General features: G+C 62.0%; 22 protein-coding genes. 14 read left to right on the top strand and 8 right to left on the bottom strand.

Annotation, left to right across the window (positions count from 1 at the left end; genetic code table 11):
- Nucleotides 1-43: 43 nt before the first annotated feature.
- Complete coding sequence (gene sohB, locus J2W17_RS15620) at nucleotides 44-1,066, bottom strand: protease SohB (RefSeq protein WP_307335473.1); 1,023 nt, start codon at nucleotides 1,064-1,066, stop codon at nucleotides 44-46.
- A gap of 203 nt (nucleotides 1,067-1,269) precedes the next feature.
- Here sohB and J2W17_RS15625 point away from each other — a divergent pair, with 203 nt between their 5' ends.
- From J2W17_RS15625 to J2W17_RS15650, 6 genes are all read left to right on the top strand, one after another.
- The gene (locus J2W17_RS15625) at nucleotides 1,270-1,980 is read left to right on the top strand and encodes a histidine phosphatase family protein (RefSeq protein ID WP_307335476.1); all 711 of its coding nucleotides are present in this window, start codon (nucleotides 1,270-1,272) and stop codon (nucleotides 1,978-1,980) included.
- A 63-nt stretch (nucleotides 1,981-2,043) separates the two neighbouring features.
- Complete coding sequence (locus J2W17_RS15630) at nucleotides 2,044-2,358, top strand: SCP2 sterol-binding domain-containing protein (protein WP_123356684.1); 315 nt, start codon at nucleotides 2,044-2,046, stop codon at nucleotides 2,356-2,358.
- 301 nt (nucleotides 2,359-2,659) lie between these two features.
- A complete protein-coding gene (locus J2W17_RS15635) occupies nucleotides 2,660-4,507 on the top strand; it encodes an amidohydrolase (protein WP_307335858.1) in 1,848 nt (615 codons plus the stop codon).
- Between the two features lie 265 nt (nucleotides 4,508-4,772).
- A complete protein-coding gene (locus J2W17_RS15640) occupies nucleotides 4,773-5,636 on the top strand; it encodes a LysR family transcriptional regulator (RefSeq protein WP_307335861.1) in 864 nt (287 codons plus the stop codon).
- A gap of 106 nt (nucleotides 5,637-5,742) precedes the next feature.
- Nucleotides 5,743-6,888, top strand: coding sequence for a sterol desaturase/SRPBCC family protein (locus tag J2W17_RS15645; RefSeq protein ID WP_307335484.1), 1,146 nt, complete (start codon nucleotides 5,743-5,745; stop codon nucleotides 6,886-6,888).
- A complete protein-coding gene (locus tag J2W17_RS15650; protein WP_307335487.1) occupies nucleotides 6,885-7,973 on the top strand; it encodes an SMP-30/gluconolactonase/LRE family protein in 1,089 nt (362 codons plus the stop codon). The genes J2W17_RS15645 and J2W17_RS15650 overlap by 4 nt, the downstream gene beginning before the upstream one ends.
- An 86-nt stretch (nucleotides 7,974-8,059) precedes the next feature.
- Here J2W17_RS15650 and J2W17_RS15655 read toward each other — a convergent pair whose 3' ends face one another.
- On the bottom strand, nucleotides 8,060-8,320 hold the full coding sequence (locus J2W17_RS15655) for a hypothetical protein (RefSeq protein ID WP_307335490.1): 261 nt from the start codon (nucleotides 8,318-8,320) through the stop codon (nucleotides 8,060-8,062).
- Between the two features lie 110 nt (nucleotides 8,321-8,430).
- Nucleotides 8,431-8,673 carry a hypothetical protein gene (locus tag J2W17_RS15660; protein ID WP_307335492.1) on the bottom strand — a complete coding sequence of 81 codons (243 nt, stop codon included), beginning with the start codon at nucleotides 8,671-8,673 and terminating at the stop codon, nucleotides 8,431-8,433.
- 217 nt (nucleotides 8,674-8,890) lie between these two features.
- Here J2W17_RS15660 and J2W17_RS15665 point away from each other — a divergent pair, with 217 nt between their 5' ends.
- The gene (locus J2W17_RS15665) at nucleotides 8,891-9,412 is read left to right on the top strand and encodes a DUF4142 domain-containing protein (protein ID WP_307335496.1); all 522 of its coding nucleotides are present in this window, start codon (nucleotides 8,891-8,893) and stop codon (nucleotides 9,410-9,412) included.
- 155 nt (nucleotides 9,413-9,567) lie between these two features.
- Here J2W17_RS15665 and J2W17_RS15670 read toward each other — a convergent pair whose 3' ends face one another.
- Entirely contained in the window at nucleotides 9,568-9,837 is a 270-nt protein-coding gene (locus tag J2W17_RS15670) for a hypothetical protein (RefSeq protein ID WP_150796436.1), read from the bottom strand.
- 299 nt (nucleotides 9,838-10,136) lie between these two features.
- On the opposite strand from J2W17_RS15670, the gene J2W17_RS15675 reads away from it, so the two are divergent.
- The 6 genes from J2W17_RS15675 to J2W17_RS15700 are packed head-to-tail and all read left to right on the top strand — an operon-like array spanning nucleotide 10,137 to nucleotide 15,564.
- Nucleotides 10,137-10,988 carry an STAS domain-containing protein gene (locus J2W17_RS15675; RefSeq protein ID WP_307335502.1) on the top strand — a complete coding sequence of 284 codons (852 nt, stop codon included), beginning with the start codon at nucleotides 10,137-10,139 and terminating at the stop codon, nucleotides 10,986-10,988.
- Nucleotides 10,989-10,992: 4 nt separating this feature from the next.
- Nucleotides 10,993-11,355, top strand: a complete 363-nt coding sequence (locus J2W17_RS15680; RefSeq protein ID WP_059405963.1) for an STAS domain-containing protein — start codon at nucleotides 10,993-10,995, stop codon at nucleotides 11,353-11,355.
- Nucleotides 11,352-11,756: an anti-sigma regulatory factor gene (locus J2W17_RS15685; RefSeq protein WP_307335508.1), complete on the top strand. Its 405-nt coding sequence runs from the start codon at nucleotides 11,352-11,354 to the stop codon at nucleotides 11,754-11,756. Before J2W17_RS15680 ends, J2W17_RS15685 begins: the two co-directional genes overlap by 4 nt.
- Nucleotides 11,753-12,763: an ATP-binding protein gene (locus tag J2W17_RS15690; RefSeq protein WP_307335864.1), complete on the top strand. Its 1,011-nt coding sequence runs from the start codon at nucleotides 11,753-11,755 to the stop codon at nucleotides 12,761-12,763. Before J2W17_RS15685 ends, J2W17_RS15690 begins: the two co-directional genes overlap by 4 nt.
- Nucleotides 12,756-13,631, top strand: coding sequence for a sensor histidine kinase (locus J2W17_RS15695; protein ID WP_307335511.1), 876 nt, complete (start codon nucleotides 12,756-12,758; stop codon nucleotides 13,629-13,631). Before J2W17_RS15690 ends, J2W17_RS15695 begins: the two co-directional genes overlap by 8 nt.
- The gene (locus tag J2W17_RS15700; protein ID WP_307335513.1) at nucleotides 13,621-15,564 is read left to right on the top strand and encodes a response regulator; all 1,944 of its coding nucleotides are present in this window, start codon (nucleotides 13,621-13,623) and stop codon (nucleotides 15,562-15,564) included. The genes J2W17_RS15695 and J2W17_RS15700 overlap by 11 nt, the downstream gene beginning before the upstream one ends.
- Nucleotides 15,565-15,686: 122 nt before the next feature.
- Here J2W17_RS15700 and J2W17_RS15705 read toward each other — a convergent pair whose 3' ends face one another.
- Nucleotides 15,687-18,320, bottom strand: a complete 2,634-nt coding sequence (locus tag J2W17_RS15705) for an excinuclease ABC subunit UvrA (protein ID WP_307335516.1) — start codon at nucleotides 18,318-18,320, stop codon at nucleotides 15,687-15,689.
- A 184-nt stretch (nucleotides 18,321-18,504) separates the two neighbouring features.
- The gene (locus J2W17_RS15710; RefSeq protein ID WP_307335519.1) at nucleotides 18,505-20,616 is read right to left on the bottom strand and encodes a hybrid sensor histidine kinase/response regulator; all 2,112 of its coding nucleotides are present in this window, start codon (nucleotides 20,614-20,616) and stop codon (nucleotides 18,505-18,507) included.
- Nucleotides 20,617-20,937: 321 nt separating this feature from the next.
- Between J2W17_RS15710 and J2W17_RS15715 the strand changes: the two genes are divergently transcribed.
- Nucleotides 20,938-21,927 (top strand): alpha/beta fold hydrolase, encoded by a 990-nt coding sequence (locus tag J2W17_RS15715; protein WP_307335522.1) that lies wholly within the window; start codon nucleotides 20,938-20,940, stop codon nucleotides 21,925-21,927.
- Between the two features lie 61 nt (nucleotides 21,928-21,988).
- Here the strand turns inward: J2W17_RS15715 and J2W17_RS15720 are convergent, their stop codons facing one another.
- Together J2W17_RS15720 and J2W17_RS15725 are read right to left on the bottom strand one after the other, a co-directional pair.
- Entirely contained in the window at nucleotides 21,989-25,084 is a 3,096-nt protein-coding gene (locus J2W17_RS15720; protein ID WP_307335525.1) for an error-prone DNA polymerase, read from the bottom strand.
- Complete coding sequence (locus tag J2W17_RS15725; protein ID WP_307335529.1) at nucleotides 25,060-26,475, bottom strand: Y-family DNA polymerase; 1,416 nt, start codon at nucleotides 26,473-26,475, stop codon at nucleotides 25,060-25,062. Before J2W17_RS15725 ends, J2W17_RS15720 begins: the two co-directional genes overlap by 25 nt.
- Between the last annotated feature and the right edge of the window lies 1 nt (nucleotide 26,476).

Consider the following 26,476-nt stretch of genomic DNA (forward strand, 5'->3'; position numbering starts at 1 on the left):
CGCCTCGTTGCCGAAAACCGGCAACGAGGCGCCATGAGGTTTCTTACCAGAAGCGTTGCTGAGTCAAGCGGCTCCACCAGGACAGCAAGACCCGGTCCACCGACCCGCTGGCCGCCATGCCGATGCGCTCCTGCAGGCTTTTACGTTCAGCGTAATGCAGGTGATACAGCTCGGATTTCTTCGCCCGCTCGGCGAGGTACTCGTCGCTGGTCTTGAGCTCGTCGACCAGTTGCTTGTCCATCGCCGCGACGCCCAGCCAGATTTCACCGGTGGCGACCTTGTCGATGTCCAGTTGCGGGCGGTAACGCGAGACAAAGTTCTTGAACAGCTGATGGGTGATGTCCAGGTCCTCCTGGAACTTCTCCCGGCCCTTCTCGGTGTTTTCGCCAAACACGGTCAGGGTGCGCTTGTACTCGCCAGCGGTCAGGACCTCGAAGTCGATGTCGTGCTTTTTCAGCAGGCGGTTGACGTTCGGCAACTGCGCCACCACGCCGATCGAGCCGAGAATGGCAAAGGGTGCACTGATTATCTTCTCGCCGATGCACGCCATCATGTAGCCGCCGCTGGCGGCCACCTTGTCGATGCACACGGTCAACGGCACACCGGCGTCGCGAATGCGCGCCAGTTGCGAGGACGCCAGGCCATAGCTGTGAACCATGCCGCCACCGCTTTCCAGACGCAGCACCACTTCATCCTTGGGCGTGGCCAGGGTCAGCAACGCAGTGATCTCATGGCGCAGGCTTTCCGTGGCCGAGGCCTTGATGTCGCCGTCGAAATCGAGCACGAACACCCGGGACTTGACCTCGGGTTTTTTCTTTTGCTTTTTCTCTGTTTTGGCCTCGACCTTGCGCAGGGCCTTGAGCTGGTCTTTGTCGAGCAGGGTTTGCTCCAGCCGCTCACGCAACCCCTTGTAAAAATCATTGAGTTTACTGACCTGCAACTGGCCGGCGGTCTTGCGTCGGCCTTTGCTGCGCAACGCCGCAAAACTGGCCAGCACCACCAGGATGGCGACCACCAGTGTCACGGTCTTGGCCAGGAAAATGGCGAACTCGGCAAAAAACTCCACAATGACTCCTTCAAAACGATGCGCTGCATAAACGCGCGCGCGATACGTCCAGCATACCCATGCATTAACCCGGCGACCAGTCGTGAAACCTCTGGCAACAAGCCTGGAACAGGCATTTCAAACAAGCGTATGTTTTTTCATTGACAGCTCACCGTCATCCTCATAACCTCGCCGGACCTTCAACGTAGCGGGATGAAGCGGACGTGGGCAGTATCTATCTGATTCGACATGGCCAGGCCTCCTTTGGTGCAGACGACTATGACGTCCTGTCGCCGACCGGCATACGCCAGGCGGAAATCCTCGGTCAGCACCTGGCCGGGCTTGGCATCAGCTTCGATCGCTGCCTCTCGGGCGACCTGCGTCGCCAGCAACACACCGCCAATAGCGCGCTGGAACAGTTCGCCGCCCAGGGCCTGCCGGTGCCGATCGTGGAAACCGATTGCGCCTTTAACGAGTTCGATGCCGACGCGGTGATCCGCGCGCTACTGCCCGCCATGCTGGAAGACGAACCCGAAGCGCTGGACATCCTGCGCAATGCCACGCAAAACCGCGCCGAATTCCAGCGCATCTTCGCCCTGATCATCGAGCGCTGGCTGGCCGGGACCTTCGACACACCCGGGCTGGAAAGCTGGCTGGGGTTTGTCGAACGGGTCCATGCCGGTCTGCAGCGCATCCTCGAACAGGCCGACAACTCCCAGAAGATCGCCGTGTTCACCTCGGGCGGCACCATCACTGCCCTGCTCCACCTCATTACGCAAATGCCGGCACGCCAGGCATTCGAACTGAACTGGCAAATCGTCAACACCTCGCTCAACCTGCTGAAGTTTCGCGGGCGCGAGGTGGCACTCTCTTCTTTCAACAGTCAGGCGCACCTGCAACTGTTGAAGGCCCCGGAACTCATCACGTTTCGCTGAGTCCGGACTATTGTGACCCTGGCTGTAATCACTCAGCTCTAATACCCAAGAAAGGATCGAACCATGACCTCCGTAGCTGATGCCGTACAAGCAATGAAAGCCAAGTTCAACCCAGCCGCTGCTGCCGGTCTGGACCTGGTATTCGGTTTCCGCATCGACGACACCAAGAACTTCTCCCTGATCGTCAAGGACGGCACTTGCGAGCTGCAAGAGGGCGAAAACCCGGACGCCCAGGTGACCTTGGTGATGGACGGCGAGACCCTGGAAGGCATCGTCGACGGGTCGACCGACGGCATGCAAGCTTTCATGGGCGGCAAACTGCGCGCAGAAGGTGACATGATGCTGGCCATGAAACTGTCCGAGCTGTTCCCGGCCTAAGCACGTCGCCCCGTCCTTCGGGGCATGCCTGGCTGTAAACGAATCCCGCCCTCATGGCGGGATTCGTCGTTCTGCGCCTTTGGAAAACGGCTACTTGTGGATTTGCGGTCTATATTCCTTCTGGCCGCATGCGTCAGACATCGGCCGTTTGCCCTCGCTTTTTTTATAAGCCTTTGCGCGGAGCATTGCCATGAGCCCACCTGACGACCACGAAGGCTTCAATCGCCGACGAGTACTGCAAGGCCTTTCGGCAGGTGCCGTCGGTGCCTGGATCAGCCCACTGCTAGCAGGGAGTAAAACCATGCCCGATGCCCCGGCCGACCTCATTCTGTACAACGGACGCCTGCACACGGTTGACCGCAAGAAGCCACAGGCAAGCGCCGTCGCGATCAAGGACGGCCGCTTCGTGGTGGTCGGCAGCGATGCCCAGGCCATGGCCTTGCAAGGCCCCGGCACGCAGATCGTCGACCTGCACGGACGCACGGTGATTCCCGGCCTCAACGACTCGCACCTGCATCTGATCCGCGGCGGCTTGAATTACAACCTCGAACTGCGCTGGGAAGGCGTGCCGTCATTGGTCGATGCGCTGCGCATGCTCAAGGACCAGGCGGATCGCACGCCAACGCCGCAATGGGTGCGCGTGGTGGGTGGCTGGAACGAATTCCAGTTCGCCGAAAAACGTCTGCCAACGATCGATGAATTGAACAAGGCCGCGCCGGATACCCCGGTGTTCGTGCTGCACCTCTACGACCGCGCGCTGCTCAATCGCGCGGCGTTGAAAGTGGTGGGCTATAACCGCGACACGCCAAATCCGCCGGGCGGTGAAATCCAGCGCGACGCCAACGGCGATCCGACCGGCATGTTGATCGCCCGCCCCAACGCGATGATTCTCTACTCGACCCTGGCCAAGGGGCCGAAGCTGCCGCTGGAATACCAGGTCAACTCGACCCGCCAGTTCATGCGCGAGCTCAATCGTCTCGGCGTCACCAGCGCCATCGATGCCGGCGGCGGTTATCAGAGTTACCCGGACGACTATCAGGTCATCCAGCAACTGGCCAAAGACCGGCAGCTCACGGTGCGCATCGCCTACAACCTGTTCACCCAGAAGCCCAAGGAAGAGCTGACCGACTTCAAGCACTGGACCGGCAGCTCCCGCTACGGCCAGGGCGATGACTTCCTGCGCCACAACGGCGCCGGGGAAATGCTGGTGTTCTCGGCGGCGGATTTCGAGGATTTTCTCGAACCCCGCCCCGACCTGCCACAGACCATGGAGCAGGACCTGGAGCCGGTGGTGCGGCACCTGGTGGAACAGCGCTGGCCGTTCCGCCTGCACGCCACCTACAACGAATCCATCAGCCGCATGCTCGACGTGTTCGAGAAGGTCAATCGCGACATCCCGTTCGACGGGCTGCCGTGGTTTTTCGATCATGCCGAGACCATTACCCCGCAAAATATCGAACGGGTGAAGGCCCTGGGTGGCGGCATTGCGATTCAGGACCGCATGGCGTTTCAGGGTGAATACTTCGTCGAGCGCTACGGTGCCAAAGCCGCCGAGCACACGCCACCCATCGCGCGCATGCTCGCCGAGGGCATCCCGGTTGGCGCCGGCACGGACGCTACGCGGGTGTCCAGCTACAACCCCTGGACATCGCTCTATTGGCTGGTCAGCGGTCGCACCGTCGGCGGGCTGGAGCTCTACCCGCAAGGCTTGAGCCGCGACACCGCGCTGGAACTCTTCACCCATGGCAGCGCCTGGTTCTCCTCCGAGCAGGGCAAGAAAGGGCAGATCAAGGTCGGGCAACTCGCGGACCTGATCGCCTTGTCGGCGGACTACTTCCACATCGAAGACGAAGCCGTGAAGGGGATCGAGTCGGTGCTGACCATTGTCGACGGCAAGATTGTCTACGGCAGCGTCGAGTTCGAAAAACTCGGGCCGCCTGCGATCCCCGTGATCCCGGAATGGTCGCCCGTGGTCAACGTGCCTGGCCACTGGAAACCGCTGGCGCCGCTGACGGCGCAGGTGCATCAATGCGTGGGGGCCTGTGCGGTCCATGCGCACAGCCATGAGCGGGCGCGGTTGTCGTCGGCGCCCGTCAGCGATTTCGCCGGGTTCTGGGGGGCGTTTGGTTGCTCGTGTTTTGCGTTTTGAATGCAGGAGAATCTGACGCACGGCTTGGCGCCGTTCGCCAGGCCGGCTCCTGCAAGGGATTGGCGTCGTTCGCCGATTTCATGATCACTGAAGATCCCCTGTAGGAGCTGGCTTGCCAGCGAAAGCGGTCTACCAGTCAACACCTCTGCTGAATGTGCCGCCGTCTTCGCCAGCAAGCCGGCTCCTACAGGGCCGGGTTGATCGTTAAGCCTTGCAGGAGGTGCGCCTGCACTTACAATGGCGCACCTCCCGCACCGGCCTGCCCATGGACATCGACCTCGCTCGCACCTTTCTGGAAATCGTCCGCCACGGCAGCCTCGCCGCTGCGGCCGAAAAACTGCATGTCACCCAGACCGCGATCACCGCGCGCGTGCAGAAACTCGAAAGCCAGTTGGGCAGCACGCTGTTCGTGCGCAATCGCGCCGGCGCTCGTCTGACCGCGAACGGCGAGGCCTTCGTGGTCTATGCCAATCAGCTGGTAGAGACCTGGGAGGCCGCGCGCCGGGACCTGCCATTGCCCGAGGGTTACCACGACGTGCTGCACATCGGTGGCGAGGTCAGTCTGTGCAACCCGCTGATGCTCAGTTGGGCCGGGCAACTGCGGGCGAAGATTCCCGGGCATGCCCTGCGCATGGAAATCCGTGACGGCGAAAACCTGCTGCGCCAGCTGGAACTGGGGGTGCTGGATGCGGCGCTGGTCTACCAGCCCGAGTATTGGCCACGCCTGCAAGTCGAGCAGATTCTGGAAGAAAAACTGGTCCTGGTACGGCTGGTTGCAAAACCCGATCCCTATGTGTACATCGACTGGGGCCCGGACTTCCGTCGCCAGCACGATGCCGCGCTGCCGGAAAAGGCCCGGGCGGCCCTGAGCTTCAACCTCGGCCCACTGGGTTTGCAGTACATCCTGGAAAACGGCGGCAGCGGCTATTTCCGTACCCGGGTCGTCCAGAGTTACCTGGAAAGCGGCGTCCTGGAAAAAGTGCCGAAAGCCCCGGAATTCAGTTACCCGACCTATCTGGTCTACTCACGCGACCGCGACTCGGCGACCCTGCAGCGGGCCTTCGATCTGTTGCGCGAGGTCATCCAGTCCGACGATGACTGGTCGCAACGCTGGAACCCGTTGGCCTGAGTCTCGTTTGCACCGGAGCACGGCGCTTGTGGCCTCAAGGTTCGTGCGGCCGAAACGGTGGGATCGGCTAATCTGCTGGTTATAAAAATGACCACAGGTGAACGCAGTGAGGCAAACCACCGAAACATTCCGCAGCCGTTACCGCGCCGGGATCCATCCGTTTTATAACCCGTGGCTGCATGGCGCCTTTGTGCTGCTGTTCGGCTTATCGGCCATCGCTGCGTTCTGGAGCACCGTACATCAGGTACAGCCGCTGCAGTGGCTGGCGGTGCCGCTGACCTTGTTGTTCTTCAACTTTGGCGTATACATGGTGCATCGCCACCTCGGTCACCACAAAAAAAACTTCGCGCGGATGTTCTATGCGCGACATGCCGGCGACCATCACAATTTCTTTGCCCCCGGTTACATGACCTGTGACAGCGCCCGCGACTGGCGCGTGATCCTGTTTCCGGCCTGGCTGGTCGTGGTGCACACGGTCGTCGTCGCCCTGCCCCTCTGGTGGCTGCTATCACAAGTCGACGCCAATGTCGGCGGATTGTCCGCTGGCTGCCTGGTCCTCGGTTACCTGGCCTATGAAGTGTTCCATGCCTGCGAACACCTGCCGCCGGGCAACCCGGTCACCCGCCTGCCGTGGATCCGCCAGATGCGCCGTCTGCATGAATTGCATCACCGCCGCGAGCTGATGCAGGAGCGCAATTTCAACATCGTTTTCCCACTGATGGACTACCTGTTCGGCACCCTCTATTGGGAACCGGAGCCGGTCCCCCTGCACTCGACGAGAAGCCCCATGACCCGCATGCAGCATCAGATCGAGATTGCCGCCAATCCGATTGCGGTACTCGCCTATGCCAGCACCGTGACGAGTTGGCCGCAATGGCACCCTTCCTCTCTCAAGGTCGATGGCCAGGACGGCCCCTTGCACGCCGGGTCGCGGTTCGAGGAAGACATTCGAGCGGGCGGACGCGAGGGGCATTTGCTCTGGGTGGTGGAGGAGTATTTGCCAGGCCGCCGCTGGAGCGCCCGGGCGCGGGGCGATAACGGTCTGTCGCTGGTGTTGACGTACGAGTGCGAGGCCGAGGGTGATGGCACGCGGTTCGTCCGTACCCTGGACTATCAATTCAGCGGCCTGGGGATGCGCATTGCCAATCGCCTGCTGCTCAAGCGCCGCATCGATCGCGAGTCGGCCGCGTCGTTGCAGGCCTTGCGGGAAATGGCGCTGAAACACCTTGCTTCGACAGGAGTCGCCGCGTGAATAGAGCGTCCAAGTTCCGCCGTGTCGTGTTGTTGGGGTTCCTTGCCATCGGTGCCTTTCTACTGTTGATGCCGACCCAGGTCGAACCCGTGGCCTGGACACCGCCGCCCGCGCCTTCGTTGATCAGCGGACTGTATGCCGACAATCAGCGCCTCAAAGGCGTGGAGCGGATCGGTGCCGCCAACATTGACGGGCCGGAAGCCTTGCTGCTGGAGGATGACGTGCTCATCACCGGCCTGCATGACGGTCGTTTGATAAGCACCAGCCTTGACGGCAAAATCACCAAAGTCCTGGCCGATACCGGCGGCCGGCCATTGGGTCTGGCCCGCCACCCCAACGGCTTGCTGGTGATCGCCGACGGCGTCAAGGGCTTGCTGTCCCTGGACGCCCAGGGACGCCTGATGGCTTTGACCACCGAGGCCAACGGCGTGCCTTTTGGCTTCACCGACGACGTGACCATCGACCAGTCCGGGCACTTCGCCTATTTCAGTGATGCTTCCAGTCGGTTCGGCTATGGCCGGGACGGCGAGGCGATCATCGAGCACGGCGGCGACGGCCGCTTGCTGCGTTATGACTTCCAGACTGGCAAGACCATTGTGCTGTTGGAGAAGCTGGAGTTTGCCAACGGCGTGACCTTGGGACCTGACGAACGCTATGTGCTGGTCAACGAAACCGGCGCCTATCGCATCAGTCGTTACTGGCTTAGCGGGCCCAAGGCCGGCACCCGTGACCTGTTCATCGACAACCTGCCGGGCTTGCCGGACAACCTGGCGTTCAATGGCCGGGATCGCTTCTGGGTAGCGCTGTACGCGCCGCGCAATGCCCTGCTCGATGCCATGGCCGCGCATCCTTTCGCCCGCAAGATGATCGTGCGGGCGATGACCCTGTTGCCCAAGCCGGTGGAGAAACGTGCGTTTGTGCTGGGCCTGGACATGGAGGGCAAGGTGATTGCCAATCTGCAGGATGGGAGCAGCGGCAACTACTCGCCGATCACCACGGTGCGCGAGTATGGGGAGTGGTTGTATTTCGGGTCGCTGAAAGCGAAGCATATGGCGCGTTTGCCGCTAAGCACGGCATTGCAGTGACCCTGTGGGAGCGGGCTTGCCCGCGATGACTGCGGCACAATCAACATAGATGTGCCCGCTCCCACAGGATTCAGGAAAGGTCCCGACTATCGGGGATCCATCTCGTCATCACGCACCGCATTGTCGGTTTCTTCGCGCACCCGGTCCGGGTCGAGGTCAGTGCCATCGTCCTGGTCCATGGGGATCGCGCCTTCATTGTCCGGCAGTTCATCGATGCCCGGTTCATCTTCGGGGTTGACGGTCGTACGCCCCGGGCTCAAGGGTTCGGGACGGGTCGGGATGGGATCGTAGCCACCCTGCTCTTCGCTGGGGTACTTTTCGTTACCGGAAACCGTGGGATCAGTCATTGTGGCACCTCGCATGGAGCCGTCGATTCGGACTCTGATCATTCGAGGTGCCGGTATTTATCCCCGTTCCAATTTTTCAGTCACCGGTCGTCGGTGGCGGATTCGGTGTGTCAGGACGGCGTCTGAAGTCGGTCGACGATCTGGTTCTTGACCAGCACGCGCTTCTCCTTGAGCTTCTTCAATGCGTCATCGCTGGGTGCGTCCGATTGGGCGGACTCGGCCTTCACTACCTCGGCATCCGCCTGGGAATACTTGTTGATCAGTGAATCCAGTAACGGATCCTTGGTGCGTTTTTGCTGGATCTCTTCCTTTGTAAGTTTCAGGTCCTGATAAAGGTCATGGGTCACCGGCATGGAACACCTCCGTTTGTTGATCGGTGGCAAACGCGATTGATTGCGTTCACCAACCATCAGAATGGCCTTGGTTGGCGGGTTCTGTCGACCTTCTATCAGACCAGCGGTGTCCGTTCGTCGTCCTGTCGAAAAAGCGATAAAACCTTTGTCCGCCCGTCGCCCTCCATTGCTTAACGATCAGTCGATCGCTCATGAAAACCTGTGTGGAGAATAACCAATGGACGGATTTACCCTGCGCCACCTCACCTTGGCCGTTGCCTTGAGCACCAGCATGGGCATGGCCTTCGCTGCCACCTCCAATGACTTCGTCGACAGCGCGGCCGCAGGCGGCATCGCCGAGATCGAAACCAGCCGGCTGGCATTGGAAAAAAGCAAATCGGCCGACATCAAGGAATTTGCCAACATGATGATCACTGATCACTCCAAGGCGAACGATGAATTGGCGGCACTGGCGAAAAAAAATGACATCGAGGTCCCGGACACCACGACCCTGGTGAAGCAAGCCAAGGAAAAAATTCTTGAAGTACGCGACGAATCCTTCGACGCGGCCTATGCCAACAATCAGGTCAAGGCGCACGAAGACACCATTGAGCTGTTCAAGAAAGAAGCCAACACAGTGACGGACGACAAAGTCAAAGGTGGAACCGAGCTGAAAGCGTTTGCGCAAAAAATGCTGCCGGCACTGGAGAAGCATCTGGGCATGGCGAAAAAACTGCAGGCGGCTCATCCGAGCAAATAACGTCAACTGTATGCAGGAGCGAGCTTGCTCGCGATGGATTCAAGAGCGACGCGTTTAATCAGTAATCACGCGTTTATCGTTGACGACCATCGCGAGCAAGCTCGCTCCTACATTAACAATCCGTGGACGGGGCCTTTTTGTGTGCTCGGTTCGATCTAACCGCCATCAGTGTCAATATCGGCATCAGTGTCATCGCTGGGCTTCGGCCGGTCCGGGTTCGGTTTGAAACCGGGGCTGAATTCATTGTCGTTATCGGTATGGCGATTCTTCTGGTCGACCGCCTGGTCGGCACTTTCCGGTTTAGCGGTCTGCCCCTGGTGTTGTCCTCCCGGCTCGACCGGCGTCTGCGGGTCAATCGCCGGATCATTGCGGTTGACCGGTGCCCCCGTTTGATCCTGTTCCTGTGTCATCGCGTCGTCTTTCATAAGTACCTCGTTCGTCACTGCAATTGCGGTTTAAACAGTCGGCCCTATAGTTTCGAGGCGTTCCAGCCAGCAACGTTCCATCGAATGGAGCACCGTACCTGCAGGAGCCGGCCTGGCGAAGGCGTCCGCATGAGCGCTGCAAGGCTCGAGGCCGTCTTCGCTCGACCAGCCCCGGGTTCAGATGCAGCCAATCGCAAAAACCTGTCAGAATCGAAAACTATTGCCTACGGCAAATGTCACTGATTTGTGCCGATCAATATTTGGAGAATCGGCCACACTTTCCAAGGAGTCAAAGTCCCATGGCGGCACTGCAAACCAGCACACTCGATGCGATGAAAACGAACCGGACCCAACTGCTGGGCGAATGGTCGAAAAATCTCGAAGCCAGCGGCGCCACCCGCAACCTCAAAGAGCAGGACCTGAAACAGGAAACGTCGGACTTACTGCACCTGGTCATCGCCGGCCTCGAACGGGGCAATGATCAAAACGTCGCATCCTCCGGCTGGGATGATATTCGCCAGTTCCTCGAAAAGCTCTCCCATAGCCGTGCCCTGCTCGGCCAGGATTCGCACCAGACCGCCAGTTTCATCTTCGCCCTCAAGGGCCCGATGTTTGCGCTGCTGCAAAACCATTACCAGGACAGTCCCGCACTGCTGGCCGAGCAACTCTGGGAAGTGTCCGAACTGCTCGACGCCCTGGGCATGCACACCATCCGAACCTTTCAGAAATCCCGCGAGGCGGTGATCAAGCGCCAGCAGGAAGAGCTGCTGGAATTGTCGACCCCGGTGGTCAAGCTCTGGGATGGCGTACTGGCGCTGCCGATGATCGGCACCCTCGACTCGCAACGTACCCAGGTGGTGATGGAATCGCTGTTGCAGCGGATCGTCGACACCGGCTCGGAAATCGCCATCATCGACATCACCGGCGTGCCGACCGTCGACACCCTGGTGGCCCAGCACCTGCTCAAGACCGTCACCGCGATTCGCCTGATGGGTGCCGATTGCATCATCAGCGGCGTACGGCCGCAGATCGCCCAGACCATTGTGCACCTGGGGCTGGACCTGCAAGGGGTCGTCACCAAGGCCAACCTGGCCGACGCCCTGAAACTGGCCCTGACCCGCCTGGGAATCACTGTCAGCAAGGCGGACTGAGCCCATGGAGCGCATTCCGATCTTGCAAATGGGCGACTTCCTGCTGGTGACCATCCAGGTCGACATGCATGACCAGTTGGCCCTGACCCTTCAGGACGACCTGTCCGAGCGCATCAGCCGGACCTCGGCCCGCGGCGTGCTGATCGATATTTCGGCGCTGGACATGGTCGACTCGTTCATCGGCCGAATGATCGGCACCATCTCCGGGCTGTCGAAAATCATGGACGCCCAGACCGTGCTGGTCGGCATGCAGCCGGCGGTGGCCATCACCCTGGTCGAGCTCGGCCTGACCCTGCCCGGCGTCAGCACGGCGCTGAATGTCGAGCGCGGGATGAAACTGCTGCAGGCACGGGTACGCGAGCAATGACCGTGCGCAGCAGCGGCACTCACCCGATAAACATCGAGCAGGACGTGGTGCTGGCCCGGCAATTGGCGCGCAAGCTGGCCCAGGAGTGCGGCATGCGCCTGATCGACCTGACCAAGCTGGTGACCGCCGTCAGCGAGCTGGCGCGCAACACCATGGTCTATGGCGGCGGCGGCGACATGGACTGGCAAATCCTCGACGAGAATTCACGCACCGGCTTGCGCCTGGTGTTCCGCGACGAAGGTCCGGGCATCCCCGACATCAAGCTGGCAATGACCGACGGCTGGACCTCCGGCAGCGGCCTGGGGCTGGGCCTGACCGGCGCCAAGCGCCTGGTGGAAGAATTCGAACTGGACACCACGCCCGGCAAAGGCACTCGCATAACGATCACGCGATGGACGTGAACATGGGCGGGTCAATGACCCAAGTGTTGCCGATCGAAGACAGCAGCCAGATCGGCCACGCACGACGCACCGCGCAGCAACTGGCGGAAAAACACGGTTTCGACATTACCGATGCCGGACGTGTGGCGCTGGTGACCACCGAGCTCGCCAGTAACATTCTCAAGCATGCGACCCATGGCGAACTGCACCTGAGGGTCCTGCCGCGAGCTTCAGGTGCCGGGATCGAAATAATCGCCGTCGACCGTGCCCAGGGCTTCGATGTGCACGCGTGCCTGACCGACGGGTTTTCCACCGGCGGCACCCAGGGCATCGGCCTGGGGGGGGTGTCGCGCCAGACCGAAGTGTTCGATGTCTATGCCGACGCCCGGGGCGCCGTGCTTCTGACGCGTTTGTATCCACGCAGCGACAGGGCGCCGGACCGACGCATCGGCATCAGCCAGCATGCGTTGCACCACGATCCAGCCTGTGGCGATGTCTGGCACCTGGCATTTGACGGCCCGCGCATCAGTGCCCTGATGATCGACGGCCTCGGCCACGGCGAAGAAGCCGAGCGCGCCGCCCGCGCCGGCGAGCGGGTTTTTGCCCTGTCGCCGTTCACCTCGCCGCTGTTACTGCTCGAAGACATCCATCACGCCATGATCGGCACCCGCGGCGGAGCCCTGGCCATTGCCCAGTTCGACGGCAACAGCAATGCCCTGCGATTCGTCGGGATCGGCAACATCGGTGGCAGCCTCATCGCACCGGACAAATCCCGCGGCCTGGCCTCCCACCCCGGCATCGTCGGTGGCCAGTATCGAAAGGCTCAACCCTTTGACTATGCTCAGGTAAACGGTCAGCTATTGATCCTGTACAGCGACGGCCTGCAGTCCCGATGGAATCTGCAAGATTACCCCGGCCTGGTACACCGCCATCCGGCCGTGATTGCCGCCATCCTGCACCGCGACTTCTGTCGTGGACGGGACGATGTGACTGTGCTGGTCATTGCTCTGGAGGCAACCCATGGCTGAGATACCCATGAGTCAGATTGACGAACAAGCCGCGCTGATCGCGCAATTACAGGCAGAAGCCAACGCCTTGCGCGAGGAACTGGATGAAACCAACCAGGGCGTGCTGGCGTTGTACGCCGAACTGGACACCCAGGCCGATCAGTTGCGCCAGGCCTCGGACCTCAAAAGCCGATTCCTGTCGTACATGAGCCATGAGTTCCGCACGCCGCTGGGCTCGATCCTGAGCATCACCGGTCTGCTGAGCGATGAACTCGACGGCCCCCTGAGCCTCGAGCAGCACAAGCAAGTGGCCTTCGTCAGCGTCGCGGCCCGCGAGCTGAGCGACATGGTCGACGACTTGCTGGACCTGGCCAAGATCGAAGCCGGGCGCATCACCATTTCCCCGGCCTGGTTCGACATGTTCGACCTGTTCGCCGCCCTGCGCGGCATGTTCCGGCCCATCGTAGACGCCAGTGCCGTGGACCTGATATTCGAAGAGCCGGTGGGCCTGCCAAGGCTCTACACCGATGACAAGAAGCTCGCGCAAATCCTGCGCAACTTCATTGCCAACTCATTGAAGTTCACCACCCGCGGCGAAGTCCGCGTCTCGGCCCGTCTGGAAGGCATCGACCGCGTGCGCTTTGCCGTCAGTGACACCGGAATAGGTATCGCCCCGGCGCTACATGGCGCATTGTTCGAGGACTTCTCTCAGGTCGACTCACCCTTGCAAAAACGCCTTCGCGGGACCGGGCTCGGACTGTCACTGTGCAAACGCTTCGCGGCGTTGCTGGGTGGCGAAGTCGGGGTCCAGAGTACGCCGGGCAAGGGCTCGACCTTTTTCGTGATCATCCCGCTGGCCATCGCCATGGAGCCCGCCGATGAAACGTGACATTCGCCTGTTGATCGTCGACGACAACGTCGCGACCCGCTACGCCCTGCGCCGGCGCCTGGAAAGCCACGGCTATGAGGTGCTGGAAGCCGGTACCGGCGGCGAAGGCCTGGAGCTGGTCGACAGCGTCAACATCGACGCCTTGATCCTCGACGTCAACCTGCCGGACATGAGCGGTTTCGACATCGTGCGCAAACTGCGCGCCGAGGCGGTGACCGCCCTGCTGCCGGTGATTCACGTGTCGGCGGCCTCGATCCAGACCGGCGACATCATCACCGGCCTGGATGCCGGTGCCGATGCCTACCTGATTCACCCGGTTGACCCGGATGTGTTGCTGGCCACCCTGCGCACCTTGTTGCGCGTGCGGGAAACCGAAAACGCCCTGCGTGACAGCGAGGCGCGGTTCAGGGAAATCTTTGTCAACGTGTCTGCACCCATCGCCGTGCTGGACGCCGACCTGAAAATCCACGAATGCAACCACGCCTTCGCGCAGTTGATCCAGGACAACCGCAATCCGGACGCCCTGCGCGAATGCTTTGCCGAAGACCAGGACGCGATCATCGATGAACTGCGTCTGCGGCTGGCCTATGGCGAGCGCTGGAAAGGCACCCTGAGCATGCGGGTCCAGGGCGAAGTGCGCGACACCGAGTGGCAGATTTCGCCCTACCGCACGCCGCAATTGAGCCTGGTATTCGTCGAGGATGTCACCGAGCACCGGCACCGCGAGCGCTCGCACCTGGCCCGGCTGGACGACGCCACCACCCAATTGGCCAAGGAGGTCGCCGAACGTGCACGCACCGAAGCCCAGTTGCTGCAAGTGCAGAAGATGGACGCGCTGGGCAAGCTGACTGGCGGCATCGCCCATGACTTCAACAATTTGCTCACCGGCATCATCACCAGCCTGGAGCTGATCCAGAAGCGGGTCGCCGCCTCGCGCACCGACAAGGTTCAGTTTTACGCCGAAGCGGCCTTGAGTTCGGCGATGAGTGCCGCTTCCCTGACTCATCGGCTGCTCGCCTTCGCGCGTCAGCAACCCCTCGACACCCGGCCCGTGGACATCAACGAGCATGTGCGTTCGCTCGAGGAACTGTTGGTGCGCACCATCGGCGAGCGCATCGCCCTGAAACTGGAACTGACCTCCAAACCCGCGATCGCCCTGGTCGACCCGATCCAGCTCGAAAGCGCCGTGCTCAACCTGGTGATCAACGCCCGCGATGCGTTGCCCCAGGGCGGCAATGTGTGGATCAGCACCTATGCCGCCTATTCCCATGGCGATCCCAATCTGGCCGACGGAGCGTATGTAGCCCTGGCGGTACGCGATGATGGCACCGGTATCGACCACAGTGTGATCGGCAAGGTGTTCGATCCGTTCTTCACCACCAAGCCGCTGGGTCAGGGCACTGGCCTCGGGTTGTCGACCATCTACGGTTTCGCCCGGCAATCGGGCGGCGATGCGCATATCCGCAGCGTGGCCCGGCGCGGTACCGAAGTCACTATCATGTTACCCGCCAGTGCCGATCTCCTGGCCAGCGAACAACAGCCGTCCAGCGTGGATCCGCAGGGTTGCGGCGAACATGTGCTGATTGTCGAGGACATGCCATCGGTGCGGATGTTCGTCGCCGAGGTATTGGTGGATGCCGGTTACCGCTGCACGCAAGTGGGCGACATCGAAGGCGCTCTGGAGCGTTTGCAGAACGACGAATCCATCGATCTGCTGCTGACCGACGTCGGCCTGCCGCGCATGAGCGGTCGCGAACTGGCCGATGTGGCGCGGGGCTGGCGACAAAAGTTGCCGATCCTGTTCATGACCGGTTACGCCGAAACCGCGATCAACCGCCAGGTGTTTCTGGGGGATGGCATGGAGATGCTGGTCAAGCCGTTCCAGATCAATGAATTGCTGGATAAGGTTCGGCGTACATTAGACGGTGCCTGATAGTTCGCCTTCGTCGGAACGCCGCCCGGAGCAAGCCCGCTCCCACAGGGAATTTGTGAGCGGCGCAGATCCCGTGTGGGAGCGGGCTTGCTCGCGAAGGCGTCGGCACAATCAACACACATTCAAACCCCAAGCACCCTGGCCAAAAACGGCGCCGTTTTGCTCTTCCTGCTTTTAGCCACTTTCTGCGGAGTACCCGCCACCACGATCTTCCCGCCCTGATCCCCCGCCCCCGGCCCGATATCGATCACCCAGTCGCTCTGCGCCACCACGCGCATTTCATGTTCGACGACGATCACCGTATGCCCTGCCGCCACCAGCGTATTCAACTGTTCGAGCAAGCGATCGACATCCCGTGGATGCAAGCCGGTAGTCGGCTCATCGAGCACATACAAGGTCGCCCCGCGCTGGTTGCGTTGCAGTTCGGTGGCCAGCTTGATCCGCTGGGCCTCGCCACCGGACAATTCGGTCGCCGGCTGGCCAAGGCGCAGATAGCCCAGGCCGATATCGCGCAGCACCTCCAGTGAACGGCGGATCCCCGGTTGCCCGGCGAACACCTCGACCGCTTCGTCCACCGTCAGCTGCAACACCTGGGCGATGTTCAAACCCTGCCAGAGGATCGCCAGGGTCTCTGGGTTGTAGCGCGCACCGTGGCAGGTCGGGCATGGCGCGTAGACGCTGGGCATGAACAACAACTCGACGCTGACAAAACCTTCGCCTTCGCAGGTCGCGCACCGTCCCTTGGCGACGTTGAAAGAGAATTGGCCGGCGTCATAACCTTCGGCCCGGGCTTCGGGAGTGGCGGCGTAGAGCTTGCGCACGTTGTCGAACAGCCCGGTGTAGGTCGCCAAATTCGAACGGGGTGTGCGGCCGATGGGTTTCTGATCGACCTGCACCAGACGCTTGATCGACGCCAGGCCACGGGTGACCTGGCCGCCGCTGACCTGTGGCGCATCGTCCTCCAGGCTCAATTCTTCAGCCTCGCTGTCACTGGCGGCGCGCCCGAGATGCGCGCCCACCAGTTCCAGCAACGCCTGGCTGACCAGGCTCGACTTGCCGGAACCCGACACGCCGGTTACCGCGGTGAAACAGCCCAGGGGAAATTCGGCGCCGAGGTTGTTCAGGTTATTGCGGGTGATGCCTTCCAGCCGCAGCCAGTCGGTTGCCTCGCGGCTGACCCGGTGCCGGGTGACCTGTTCGGCGAACAGGTAGGCGCGAGTCTGGGATTGAGAGACGTCGGCCAACCCTGGCGGCGGTCCGCTGTAGAGGATCCGACCACCCTGCTCGCCAGCTTGCGGACCGACGTCGATCAGCCAGTCGGCGCGGCGCATGGTTTCCAGGTCATGCTCGACCACGAACAAGGTATTGCCGGCGGCCTTGAGCCGTTGCAGGGCTTCGAACAGGGCCTCGCCATCTGCCGGGTGCAGGCCCGCCGACGGCTCATCCAGCACGTAGATCACGCCGAACAACTGCGAACCCAATTGCGTCGCCAGGCGCAGCCGCTGCAATTCACCGGAGGACAAGGTCGGCGTGCTGCGCTCCAGGGCCAGGTAACCAAGGCCCAGGTCGGTCAAGGTGCTGACCCGCTCCAGCAAGTCCTGGGCGATCCGTTGCGCGGCCAGGCGTTTTTCCACCGACAGGTTAGGCGTGTGGCGCACGTCCGGCGCGTTGGCGTGACCGCTGGCGCCATGGGCCACTCGCTGCTCGCGGGCCTCGCGGGTCTGCAGATGCGTCAACACCTCGCCGGCCTCATCGGCCAGTTCGAGGTAGCTGTGAGCCGCCACCGGCTTCAAGACTTCGGCCACTTGCAGCAACGGCATCTGCGACAGTTCGCCGATGTCGTAACCGGCAAAGGTCACCGATAACGCTTCTTGCTTGAGCCGTTTGCCGTCACACACCGGGCATGGACTGCCGAGCATATAGCGCGAAACACGCTTCTTCATCAGCGCGCTTTGGGAGTGGGTAAACGTGTGCAGGATGTAGCGTCGGGCACCGGTAAACGTACCCTGGTAGCTGGGTTCCATTTTGCGTTTGAGCGCGACCCTGGTTTCTTCCGGCGTGAGCCCGGCGTACACCGGCACCGTCGGCGTCTCTTCGGTGAAGAGAATCCAGTCGCGCTGTTTTTTCGGCAACTCGCGCCAGGGCTTATCGACGTCGTAGCCCAGGGTCACCAGGATATCCCGCAGGTTTTGCCCCTGCCAGGCCATGGGCCAGGAGGCGACGGCGCGCTGGCGAATGGTCAGGCTCGGGTCCGGAACCATCAAGGCCTCGGTGACTTCATAGACCCGGCCCAGACCATGACATTCGGCGCACGCACCCTGAGGCGTGTTGGGTGAGAAATCTTCGGCATACAGCATGGGTTGCCCTGGCGGATAGCTGCCGGCCCGGGAATAGAGCATGCGGATCAGGCTCGACAACGTGGTCACACTGCCCACCGACGACCGTGTGCTCGGCGTGCCCCGCTGCTGCTGCAAGGCCACGGCGGGCGGCAAACCTTCGATCGAATCGACGTCCGGCACCCCGACCTGATCGATCAGGCGTCGCGCATAAGGCGCCACGGATTCGAAATAGCGGCGTTGCGCTTCGGCGTAGAGGGTCGAGAACGCCAGCGAGGACTTGCCCGAACCGGAGACCCCGGTGAACACCACCAAGGCATCGCGGGGAATATCGACATCGACGTTCTTGAGGTTGTGTTCCCGGGCACCGCGCACCCTGACCATGCTGGAGGGAGGGTTGGAGGTGCGCTTGTCAGTCATGGGGCAGCCCTGAAGAAATGATGTGGAGGTACGCGGACTTCCTGTAGGAGCCGGCTTGCTGGCGAAGGCGGCGTATCAGGCGATATCTTTATCGACTGTGATGACGCCTTCGCTGGCAAGCCAGCTCCTACAGGGGTGTTGTGTCCAGCCGTTACGTTTTGTTTTCACCGGTCGGGTTCTGTGGTCAGCCATTGAGCACCGCGCGGACCATTTGGGTGAGCGCCTCGGGACCATAGGGTTTGCTCAGCAGATGCGTGTCGGGGCTGAGCTGGTGATTACGCGAAATAATGTCACGGGTGTGGCCGGAGGTGAACAGGATCGGCACCGGCGGCGTCTGCACCTTGGCCCAGGCCGCCAGGTCCGAACTCTTGATCAGGCCGGGCATGACCACATCGGTGAAAATCAGGTCCACCGCCACGCCTTCCAGCAACATCTGCATGGCCGTGTCGCCGTTTCCGGCGGTCAGGACTTGATAGCCTTCTTCGCGCAATAACTCGACCGCCGCGCTGCGCACCGCCTCGTTATCCTCGACCACCAGCACGGTTTCGTTGCCGCCTGGCTGCAGGGGATCATGCAGGGTCGATTCACTGGGCAACGGGCGCAGGCTGCGCGGAAAATACAGCTGCACCCGGGTGCCCCGCCCCGGGACACTGGACATCTCGATGTGCCCACCGCTTTGCTTGACGAACCCGAAGACCATGCTCAGGCCCAGTCCCGTGCCCTGGCCATCGGCCTTGGTGGTGAAAAACGGTTCGAATGCGTGCCCGAGCACCTCGGCTGACATGCCGACGCCGCTGTCCGCCACCGCAACGCAGACGAAATCGCCGGGCACAATGCCCTTGCCCGCACAGAACCGGGCGTCGAGAGCAACATTGGCGGCACTGAGTTCGATTGTGCCCTCGCCCTGCATGGCGTCACGGGCATTGATCGCCAGGTTGAGGATGGCGTTTTCCAGTTGATTGCGATCCACATGCAGATGCCAGGCGTCTGCAGGTGCCGTCACACTGATCTGGATGGTTTCCCCCAGGGCACGCTGCAACAGTTCAGCCAGGCCGTCGAAAATTTGTCGTGGATCGCAGACCGCCGGCGACAACGGCTGGCGTCGGGCAAACGCCAGCAGTTGCGAGGACAACTTGGCGCCGCGTTCGACCGCGGCAATCGAGGCATTGACCCGACGCTGCACATTGGCATTTTCCGGTTCATGCCGCGCCAGCAAGTGCAGGTTGCCGGCGATCACCTGCAACAGGTTGTTGAAGTCATGGGCGACGCCGCCGGTGAGGCCGCCGATGGCTTCCAGTTTCTGTGATTGACGCAATTGCTCTTCAGCCGTCAGGCGCGCTTCCACTTCATCGGCGACGCGCTGCTCCAGGTTGCGGGTGAACCTGAGTAAAGACTCCTCGGCCGTCTTGCGTTCGTGAATGTCGATCAACACCCCCGGGAAGCGGAACGGTTCACCCTGCTCATTGAACTCGCAGCAGCCGCTCGCCTGCACCCACATATAATTGCCATCGGCGCGCAGGACCCGGTATTCGGCGTTGAAGGGTTCGCCGGTTGCCACCGATCGGCTGACCTGTTCCTCAAGCCAACTGCGGTCGTCCGGATGGATCCGTGCCTGGGCGATGTCCGTCGGCAGGTCGGCCAGGTTTTGCTCGGCCGGGTAGGAAAAGGTGCGGGCGAAGCGTTCGTCGCCAGACAGCACATCGCCCTTGATGTCCCAGACGAACGAGCCGAGCAAGGCGCCGGCATTGAGCGCCAGGCGCACCCGTTCATTGTCGGCGCGATAGGCGTCTTCGGCGGCCCGGCGGCGGCGTTCGGAAATCACGTGATCAGTGGTCTCGACCACCATCGCCATGACCCCGGCCGGTTTGCCTGCATCATCGGCCACCGGGCTGTAATACAGATCCAGCCAGACGTCTTCGGGAATCCCGTCCCGCAGCAGCACCAGCTCTTTATTGCGATAGGACAACGTCCCCCCCGCCAGGCAGGTGTCGACCACGTGTCGATTGAACTCCGCCACTTCCGGCCAGCCCAGCTCCACCGGGGAACCCAACAGGTAAGGATGGCGGCCACCGGCGAATGTCGAGTACGCATCGTTATAGATCATGTAGCCGGGACGGCCCCAGAGCATCACCATCGGCAGCGGCGAAGCGAGCATCAACTGTACCGCGCTGCACAGGCTTGCGGGCCAGGTGTCCATCTTCCCCAGCTCGGTCAGGCTCCAGTCGAACGCACGAATGCGCCCGGCCATTTCACCGCTCCAGCCGGCACATCCGTGGCTATCGTCTAGAAACTGCATCGGCTGGCTCTTTTCCCTGAAATGACACCTTTTTGCTTCGAGCACCGGGGGCGCCAATGGTTCACTGAGGTAACACTGATTCACTCTGCAAAAGCGAGCTTTTGCTCGCGCCTGCACTTCGCTTGCGCCGGCAACCCGAACGCCCCCGTATTGAGCAACAAACGAATTGTTAACCTGAAACTTGGGGTCGTACATTTTTCAATTGCCAGTATTGCTGCCACATCATATCCCCCATCACATTACCTTTCTTGCTTGACAGCACAGCGGCAAAGCCACTGACACGACTAAAAAACCGACAACCGCAACCAGGATTTCAATGACATGGACGCCCAAAAAAGATTAACGCTGCTCCCTAAAACCCGAAGCAGACTACTAGCCCATTTGCTCACCGCGACAGTTGCCACCGTCACCGTCACCGCCACGCTTCCCTTCTTGAACAACGCGAACGCAGCCACCCAATCCGAAATTTACCCGGACACAAACTCCCCCCTGCTGACCAAGTCGATCCAGGCAGGCGACAGTACCTGGTCCTATTACGAAGGAAAAAGGAACGGTCCTACCTTATTACTGGTACATGGGTTTTCTTCAAACAAGAATGTCTGGCGCAAAATTGCCAAGGACCTCAGCGCACGCTTTCACGTGATCATTCCCGACCTTCCTGGTTGGGGCGAATCAACGCGCATCGCAGGAGAAAGCTACGACATTGATGCACAAGCGACACGGCTCAATGCGTTTATGCTTGCGCTCGACTTACATGACGTCATCCTGGTCGGCCATTCCATGGGAGGCGCCATTGTCGGGGTGCATGCTGCCGAGAAGCCAGACCGTATTGCTCGTTTGGTGCTGATCAGTCCACTGGGATTGAGCTTTGTAGAAAACGATTATGTTCGAGCATTGAATGCAGGTAACAATCCATTTATTTACGATGATCGTGCCGGCGTTGAACGCGCCTCTCGACTTGTCTATCTCGATCCTCCCGAGATGTCCGATCAGCAGGTAGAACGCGCGATTGCAATCAATCGGGCCCAGCGCACGTTTATCGAGTCCACCCGGGCTCAAATCCGTCCACCTTCCCAAAGGCTCGCACTGGATCATCGGCTCACACAGCTCACCATGCCCGTACTGGGCATCGGCTGCCGAGAGGATAAAGTAGTCGATATCTCTGTCTTGGAGACGTTGCAGAACGGCCTGTCCAGTGATCATGTCAAGCGTGCTGTCACCCTTGAAGGTTGCAACCACTTGCCCATGATTGAACGCTCTGTTGCAACCGGGCAGCTTCTCACCGATTTTGCGACAGGCAATGGACCGTGAACCAGACTCGACGCAACTGAATGCCCGACACTTGTCATTCGGTTACCTGAAACCCTGCGGTTCAACGGAAATCCCGGCTGCGCACGCTGATGCCGTCGAGCAACGGGCTCAGGTCGCTCAAGCGTCCGGCAATCAGGTGGCGCACCTCGCCTTCCTTTTCCCAGCGCCCGTCGACCTTGAGCAACTGCGAGCCGACCAGCACCTGTCGCTGCCGGTCGGCCAGGTCGCGCCAGACCACTACGTTGACGTTGCCGAACTCGTCTTCCAGGGTGACGAAGGTCACGCCACTGGCGGTGCCCGGGCGTTGTCGGCCGGTCACCAGTCCGGCCACGCTGACCGGTCGGCCATGTTCGACCGCCATGAGCTCTTTCGAACTGCGGCAACGCCGGGCTTTCAATTCACCGCGCAGCAAGGCCAGCGGATGCGGGCCGAGGGTGGTGCCGACACTGTTGTAATCGGCCAGCAGGTCCTCGCCCACGGTCGGTTTGGGCAACGACACCGCGTCTTCCTCCTGGCTCGGCAGCCCGGCAAACAAGCCGAGCTGTTTCTGCACCCCCGCCACCTCCCAGCGCGCCCGATGCCGGTCGCCGGCCAGCCCGCGCAGCGCCCCGGCATCGGCCAGCTGTTCCTGGGCACGGGCATCGAGTCGCGCCCGTTCGCCGAGGTCGGCAACGTCGATGAATATCCCCTTCGCACGTGCCGCTTCGATACGCCGGGCATCGTCCTCGCGAAACCCCTTGATCATCCGCAAGCCCATGCGAATCGCCGGCTGCGCACCGCTGATCGACTCCAGACTGCAGTCCCAGTCGCTGGCCCGCACGTCCACCGGGCGAATCTGCAAATGGTGCCGGCGCGCGTCCTGCAGAATCTGGTCCGGGCTGTAGAAACCCATGGGCCAGCTGTTGATCAGCGCACAGGCGAAGGCCGCCGGTTCGTGGCATTTCAACCAGCAACTGGCGTAGGTCAGCAAGGCAAAACTGGCGGCGTGGGACTCGGGGAAACCGTAGCTGCCAAATCCCTTGATCTGCTCGAAGATCAGCGCGGCGAACTCGGGCGTGTAGCCATTTTTCTTCATCCCGGCGGCCAGGCGATCCTTGTGCGGCTCCAGTCCGCCATGGCGTTTCCAGGCAGCCATGGAACGGCGCAACTGATCGGCTTCGCCGGGGCTGTAGTCGGCGGCGACGATGGCGATCTGCATCACCTGTTCCTGGAACAATGGCACGCCCAGGGTGCGCTTGAGCACCGCCTTCAGTTCCGGGGAGGGATAGGTCTCGGGCTCTTCCTTGTTTCGTCGCCGCAGATACGGGTGAACCATGCCGCCCTGGATCGGCCCCGGCCGCACGATTGCGACCTCGATCACCAGGTCATAGAAGGTCCGGGGCTTGAGCCTCGGCAGCATCGACATCTGTGCCCGGGACTCGATCTGGAACACGCCGACGGTGTCGGCATGGCCGATCATGTCGTAGGTCTGCGAATCCTCGGCCGGGATCGTCGCCAGGCTCAGGTCCAGGTTGCGGTGCCGACGCAAAAGATCAAAACAGCGGCGAATCGCGCTGAGCATGCCCAGGGCCAGAATATCGACCTTGAGCAGCCCGACCGCGTCCAGGTCGTCCTTGTCCCACTGGATGATGGTGCGATCGGCCATGGCGGCGTTTTCCACCGGCACCAGGCTGTCCAGGGGCTGCTCGGAAATCACGAAACCGCCGGGGTGCTGGGACAGGTGCCGGGGGAAGCCGATCAACTGCCCGGTCAGACTCAGCACCCGGCGCAACACCGGGCTGTCAGGGTCGAAACCGCCTTCACGCAGGCGCTCCACGGGGGGAGTTTCGTCGTTCCAATGGCCGCAGCAATCGGCCAGGGCATTGACCTGGTCCGGCGGCAACCCCAAGGCCTTGGCCACGTCGCGCACTGCGCCGGCCGAGTGATAGGTGCTGACCACCGCGGTCAGCGCCGCGCGGGTTCGGCCATAACGCCGGAACACGTACTGCAGGACTTCTTCACGCCGCTCGTGTTCGAAATCGACGTCGATGTCCGGCGGCTCGTTGCGCTCCCTGGAGAGAAAGCGCTCGAACAACAGCGTGGTGCGATCCGGATCGATTTCGGTGATGCCCAGGGCAAAGCACACCGCCGAGTTGGCGGCCGAGCCACGGCCCTGACACAGAATCTTCTGCTCGCGGGCGAAACGCACAATGTCGTGAACCGTGAGGAAGTAGCTTTCGTAGCCCAGCTCGGCGATCAGCTGCAGTTCCTTGTCGATCTGCGCCAGCACCTTGGCCTGGCCTTGTGGCCAGCGCCAGGCTATGCCCTGTTCCGTCAGCACCCGCAGCCAGGAGGTGGCCGTGTGCCCCTCGGGCACCAGCTCCCGAGGGTACTGATATCGCAACTGGCCGAGGTCGAACGTGCAGCGCCGGGCGATGTTCAGCGTTTCGTCGAGCAATGCTTGCGGATACAGATCACCCAAGGCATCGAGGCTGCGCAGATGGCGCTCGCCATTGGGATGCAAGCGCAACCCGGCCTCGGCCACCGGCAGGTGATGACGGATCGCGGTCATGGTGTCCTGCAAGGCGCGCCGCCCGCGCGCGTGCATGTGCACATCGCCGCTGGCCACCGCCGGGATGCGCAACTCCCTGGCCAGCGCCAGGAGCTGGTTCAGCCGGCGGCTATCGTCCTGGCCGCGATGCAACTGGACCGCCAGCCACAGCCGCTCGGCGAAGGTCTGCTGCAGCCAGCGACCGTTTTCAAAATCATCGACCGCGTCCGGTACCCACAACACCAACAGTCCCGGCATTGGCTCGCTGAAGTCTTCGCGCAGCACCTGATACTGGCCTTTCTGCGTGCGGCGCCGGGCCTGGGTAATCAGTCGGCACAGGGCCTGGTAGCCCTCGAGATTTTCTACCAGCAGCACCAGTTTCGGGCCATTTTCGATGCGGATTTCACTGCCGATGATCAGCGGCAGCTCCACGGAGCTGGCTGCTTGCCAGGCGCGGACAATGCCCGACAGGGTGCACTCGTCGGTGATTGCCAACGCTTGATAGCCCTGCTTTTTCGCCCGCTGGAAGAGCTCGAGGGCACTGGACGCACCGCGCTGGAAACTGAAGTTCGACAGGCAGTGCAGCTCGGCATAGTCGATGGTCATGCGAACCAGCCCTGCAGCCACAACGGGCCGTCTTCACCCACCGCCCGCCAGGCCCAGCCCTGCTGGCCGGAGCGGGTTTCGATCAGGTAGTAATCCCGGCGCACGTCGGCGCCGTCCCACCAGCCGGACTCGATGCGTTCCGGTCCCATGAGAATGCGCGTCGAACCTTCGTGGACCGCCAAGGGTTCGGTCAGCAACCAGCCCGGGCGCTGCACGCCCGACACCCCTGCACAGGGCTGGTTGTCGACACCGGCCTGCCACGCGCACTCCGGCCGGTGATCGGCCTGGAACCGCAAGCCCTGCACCGCGTCATCCCCGAGCCGCGCGCGCAGGCGTTCGCGCAGTTGCTCCCAGGGCAAGGACTGCTGCGGGCGGTCGTCGAACAGTTCCTGGTACTGGGGAACGAAGGCCGGCAAGTCTTCGGCGCGCAAGCGAAAACCGCGCACCGGGGCCTCGACCTGGACCTGTTCCAGCCGACCCCGGGCCAGTTCGAAGAGCATCGCCGGATCGCGCTCGGCGCTGAGCAGGCCGACCTTGATCACGCTGTCCGGCAGCCCGGCGTGTTCCAGGTGCAGGTCAAAGCGCTGCACGCCGCTGTCCCGGCCACAGAGGAAAGCAGCAAGATCACAGGTCAGGCGGCGTAACGGAAACAGCAGGGCCTGATGGGACTGCACATCGAAATTGAGCTCGATGCGCACATCGAAGCGGTCCGGCGGCAAGTAGAATGCCAGCGCCAGGCGACGGGTGCCCAGCAAGGCATCCAGGTGCTTGAGCACCTGGGCCTCGAAACGCCGGGCCAGACTCTGCCGGGGCAACGCCTGCACCTGGCTCAGGGTGCGCAACCCCATGCGCGACAACGCCGTGGCGACTCCCGCCTCCAACCCGATGCGGTCAATAGGCAACTGCCCCAGGTGAGCCTGCAAGGCTTGATCGTCGGGCACCACCAGACCGTCATAGGCATTGGCCAATACCCGCGCCGCCACCGGGTTGGGCGCGGCAACGATGCGGTGGCGAAACCCCAGCTCGCCGAGTTCGGCGCGCAAGCGTGCTTCGAAGTGTGGCCAGGGCCCGAACAACCCCAGGCTGGATTCGATTTCAAACACCACCGCCCGCGGGTAATGCACGCTGACCTGGGAGCTGAACCGATAGGCCCAGGCAGCGAGAAACTGCTGCCATTGCTCGATCTCGGCAGCGTCATATTCGGCTGTGACAAAGCCCTTGCTCAGGGCCTGGGCAGCCGTCATCGATTGACCCGGACGCAAGCCCAGCGCCCGCGCCGAAGCGTTGACCGCCTGCAACACCCGACGCTGGGCCGGGCCGCTCAGCAGCGCCAGCGGTTCATCGGGATCGGCGCGCTGACGCAGGACCGCGTCCAGCGCCAATTGCGGGAAGAGAATGCACACCCAGCGCATG

Source organism: Pseudomonas lini (assembly GCF_030812475.1).
GTDB lineage: Bacteria > Pseudomonadota > Gammaproteobacteria > Pseudomonadales > Pseudomonadaceae > Aquipseudomonas > Aquipseudomonas lini_A.